The organism is Streptomyces sp. AcH 505 (genome assembly GCF_000818175.1).
Lineage (GTDB): Bacteria > Actinomycetota > Actinomycetes > Streptomycetales > Streptomycetaceae > Streptomyces.
In genome coordinates, this window is sequence record NZ_JTIY01000001.1 from 4369850 (window position 1) to 4374226 (window position 4377).

Below are 4377 nucleotides of genomic sequence, written 5' to 3' on the forward strand. Positions count from 1 at the left end.
CGGGCGCCCGCCCGCCGGGTGCACGGCAGGCGGGTGCGGTACGTGATCGGTGACGAGCCGGGACAGGTCAACGGGATGCGATGGCGGCGCGCCACGGCGCTCTGAGTCCGGGCCGCCCCCCGCGCACGCGCGTGCGGGACAGCTCGGTGACGGCGCATACGGTGCCCCGTGTCCGCAGCTTCCCCGAGGAGTCGTTCTTCCGTGTCCGAGTTCTTCATTCCTGACCCGGCGGGTCAGGTCCCCAGCGTCGACGGGTACTTCGGTGCCTTCGGCGGCAAGTTCATCCCCGAGGCGCTCGTCGCCGCCGTCGACGAGGTCGCCGTCGAGTACGAGAAGGCCAAGGGCGATCCTGCCTTCGCCGCCGAACTCGACGAACTGATGGTCAACTACACCGGCCGGCCCAGCTCGCTGACCGAGGTGCCGAGGTTCGCCGAACACGCGGGCGGCGCCCGGGTGTTCCTCAAGCGCGAGGACCTCAACCACACCGGCTCGCACAAGATCAACAATGTGCTCGGCCAGGCGCTGCTCACCCGGCGCATGGGCAAGACCCGGGTCATCGCCGAGACGGGCGCGGGCCAGCACGGCGTGGCGACCGCCACCGCCTGCGCGCTGTTCGGCCTCGAATGCACCATCTACATGGGCGAGATCGACACCGAGCGCCAGGCGCTCAACGTCGCCCGGATGCGGATGCTCGGCGCCGAGGTCATCGCGGTGAAGTCCGGCAGCCGCACCCTGAAGGACGCCATCAACGAGGCGTTCCGCGACTGGGTCGCCAACGTCGACCGTACGCACTACCTGTTCGGCACGGTCGCGGGACCGCACCCGTTCCCCGCCATGGTCCGTGACTTCCACCGGGTGATCGGTGTCGAGGCCAGGCGGCAGATCCTGGAGCGGGCCGGCCGGCTGCCCGACGCCGCCGTCGCCTGCGTCGGCGGCGGCTCCAACGCGATCGGTCTCTTCCACGCGTTCATCCCCGACACCGAGGTGCGGCTGATCGGCTGCGAGCCGGCCGGACACGGCATCGACAGCGGCGAGCACGCCGCCACCCTCACGGCCGGCGAGCCCGGCATCCTGCACGGGTCGCGGTCCTACGTGCTCCAGGACGACGAAGGCCAGATCACCGAGCCGTACTCGATCTCGGCCGGACTCGACTACCCGGGCATCGGCCCCGAGCACGCCTACCTCAAGGACAGCGGACGCGGGGAGTACCGCGCGGTCACCGACGACGCGGCGATGCAGTCGCTGCGCCTGCTGTCGCGCACCGAGGGCATCATCCCGGCCATCGAGAGCGCCCACGCGCTGGCCGGCGCCATCGAGGTCGGCCAGGAACTCGGCACCGAGGGGCTGATCGTCGTCAACCTCTCCGGGCGCGGCGACAAGGACATGGACACGGCCGCCCGCTACTTCGGGCTGTACGACGGGGAGGGCACGAAGTGAGCGGCAACATCCAACTGCTCGGCGACACGCTCGCCGCGGCCAAGGCGGACAACCGCGCCGCGCTGATCGCCTATCTGCCGGCCGGGTTCCCGACCGTGGACGGCGGGATCGCCGCGGTCAAGGCCGTCTTCGACGGCGGCGCCGACGTGGTCGAGGTCGGGCTGCCGCACAGCGACCCGGTGCTCGACGGCCCGGTCATCCAGACCGCCGACGACATCGCGCTGCGCGGCGGCGTCAAGATCGCCGACGTGATGCGTACGGTCCGTGAGGCGTACGAGGCCACCGGCAAGCCGGTGCTGGTCATGACGTACTGGAACCCGGTCGACCGCTACGGCGTCGAGCGGTTCACCGCCGAGCTGGCCGAGGCGGGCGGCGCCGGGTGCATCCTGCCCGACCTGCCCGTGCAGGAGTCGGAGCTGTGGCGGCAGCACGCGGAGAAGCAGGGGCTCGCCACGGTCTTCGTGGTCGCCCCCAGCAGCCGCGACGAACGCCTCGCGAAGATCACGGCGGTGGGCAGCGGATTCGTCTACGCCGCGTCCCTGATGGGCGTCACCGGCACCCGCGCCTCGGTCGGCGCGCAGGCCCAGGACCTGGTCCGGCGCACCCGCGCCACGACCGGGCTGCCGGTCTGTGTCGGCCTCGGCGTCTCCGACGCCGCGCAGGCCGCCGAGGTCGCCGGATTCGCCGACGGGGTCATCGTCGGCTCGGCCTTCGTCAAGCGGATGCTGGACGCCGCCGACGAGGAAGCCGGTCTTGTCGCCGTCCGGGCGCTCGCCGCCGAGCTGGCGGAAGGCGTTCGCAAGCGCTGACGGGTGACGTCATCCGTACGGGTGGACCTGGGACCGGGGAGGTGCGTACGCGCCTCCCCGGTTCGTTGCTGTGGGCGTGAGCGAGAAGAACCGAGAGGCAACGAGGAGCGCGAGAGAGCGGCTCCGGCGGGAACGTGAAACGCACAAGGCGCGGGAGAAGCGCAAGCGCGGCCTGATCGTGGCGGCGACGGTCGTCGGCGTACTGGGGGCGACGGCCGCCGTGGGGGTGGTCGCCGCCAACATCGGCAAGGACAAGACCACCGGCGCGGCGGGCGCGGGGCCCGCGGTCGCGCCCTCGGGCGCCCGGGGCAAGGACGACCTCGCGATCCAGGTGGGCTCGGCGAAGGCACCGTCCACGCTCACCGTGTGGGAGGACTTCCGCTGTCCGATCTGCGGCCAGTTCGAGAACGTGTTCCGCAGCACGTTCCACGACCTGGAGAGCTCGGGACAGCTCAAGATCGAGTACCACCTCGCGACGATCATCGACGGCAACATGGGCGGTACGGGCTCGGTGCGCGCCGCGAACGCGGCGGCCTGCGCCCAGGACGCGGGAAAGTTCGCCAAGTACCACGACACGCTGTACTCGAACCAGCCGCCGGAGACCGACGACGCCTTCGGCAAGAACAGCAGACTGCTGGACCTCGCGTCCAAGGTCCCGGGGCTGCGCACGCCCGCGTTCGACTCGTGCGTGAAGGACGGGAAGCATGACTCCTGGGTCCGCGCCTCGGCCGACGCCTTCCGCACCGGCGGCTTCGCCGGCACCCCGACGGTCCTGCTGAACGGCACGCCGGTGTTCCCGAAGAAGGGCAACGAGAACATCAGCCCGGCCAACTTGAAGAAGTGGGTCGCCGAGGCCAACAAGGGCAAAAAGCCGTCCGCGAGCGAGGCCGCGAGCCCGTCCGCGAGCTGACGCTCGTTATCCAGACGTTGCCGGGCGGGTTGCCGTACCTCCCGCCCGGCACGGTAGCGTCGGTTCTGCCATGGAACTTGCCTACATTCCCAGCCCGTCGACCGGAGTGATCCATCTCGGACCACTTCCGCTGCGCGGCTATGCGTTCTGCATCATCATCGGGGTCTTCGTCGCCGTCTGGTACGGCGGCAGGCGCTGGATCGACCGGGGCGGCAAAGCAGGGACGGTCGCCGACATCGCCGTCTGGGCGGTGCCCTTCGGCCTGGTCGGCGGCCGGCTCTACCACGTGATCACCGACTACGAGCTGTACTTCAAGAGCGGTGAGGACTGGGTCGACGCCTTCAAGATCTGGCAGGGCGGCCTGGGCATCTGGGGAGCGATCGCCTTCGGCGCCGTCGGCGCGTGGATCGGCTGCCGCAGGCGGGGCATCCCGCTGCCGGCGTGGGCCGACGCACTGGCCCCGGCCATCGCCTTCGCGCAGGCCATCGGCCGCTGGGGCAACTGGTTCAACCAGGAGCTGTACGGCAAGAAGACCGATCTGCCCTGGGCGCTGAAGATCAGCGCGGGTCCGAACAGGGAAGCCGGGCTCTACCACCCGACCTTCCTGTACGAGTCGCTGTGGTGCGTGCTCGTCGCGCTGCTCGTCATCTGGGCCGACCGCAGGTTCAAGCTCGGCCACGGCAGGGCCTTCGCCCTCTACGTCGCCTCGTACTGTGTGGGCAGGGCCTGGATCGAGTACATGCGCGTCGACGACGCCCACCACATCCTCGGCGTCCGGCTGAACGACTGGACGGCCGGGATCATCTTCGTCCTGGCGGTCGTCTACATCGTGGTCTCCTCGAAGATCCGCCCGGGCCGCGAAGAGATCGTCGAACCGGCCACGCCGGACGCCGTGACGTCCGGCGACCCGAAGGACACGGACTCGAAGGACACGGACTCGAAGGACGCGGACTCCAAGGACACGGAGCCGAAGGACGGCGCTCCCAAGGAAGCGGGCTCGAAGGCCGACGAGCCCGAGGACGCGGGTCCGAAGGACGACGAGGGCGACGACGGCAAGGCCAAGCCGGCCGGCGCCACCACGCTGAAGAAGACCTGACCGGCCGGGCGCACACCGCACGTTCCGCAGGGCCGCCGGGGCCGCCGACCTGATCCAGGTCCGGCGGCCCCGGCGTTTGTCACCCTCGCGTCAGGGCGGCGAAGGCCGTCTCGTGGGCGCGGCGG

Annotated in this window: 4 protein-coding genes and 1 pseudogene; all 5 read left to right on the plus strand. The window is 70.8% G+C overall.

The annotated features are described in order from the left end of the window. Positions 1–105: pseudogene (locus HY68_RS45305) on the plus strand (tryptophan synthase subunit(beta)); the annotation flags it as partial. Positions 106–201: 96 nt separating this feature from the next. Beyond that, on the plus strand, positions 202–1437 hold the full coding sequence (gene trpB / locus HY68_RS20015) for a tryptophan synthase subunit beta (protein WP_041990793.1): 1236 nt from the start codon (positions 202–204) through the stop codon (positions 1435–1437). Then, positions 1434–2246, plus strand: coding sequence for a tryptophan synthase subunit alpha (gene trpA, locus HY68_RS20020; RefSeq protein ID WP_041990795.1), 813 nt, complete (start codon positions 1434–1436; stop codon positions 2244–2246). The genes trpB and trpA overlap by 4 nt, the downstream gene beginning before the upstream one ends. A gap of 76 nt (positions 2247–2322) precedes the next feature. Further along, positions 2323–3156, plus strand: coding sequence for a thioredoxin domain-containing protein (locus HY68_RS20025; RefSeq protein WP_041996644.1), 834 nt, complete (start codon positions 2323–2325; stop codon positions 3154–3156). A gap of 70 nt (positions 3157–3226) precedes the next feature. Beyond that, the gene (lgt, locus tag HY68_RS20030; protein ID WP_041990797.1) at positions 3227–4252 is read left to right on the plus strand and encodes a prolipoprotein diacylglyceryl transferase; all 1026 of its coding nucleotides are present in this window, start codon (positions 3227–3229) and stop codon (positions 4250–4252) included. Positions 4253–4377: the final 125 nt, after the last annotated feature.

Coding starts and splice junctions, on each gene's coding strand:
- lgt (WP_041990797.1), top strand. CDS start 3,227: ATGGAACTTGCCTACATTCCCAGCCCGTCGACCGGAGTGATCCATCTC.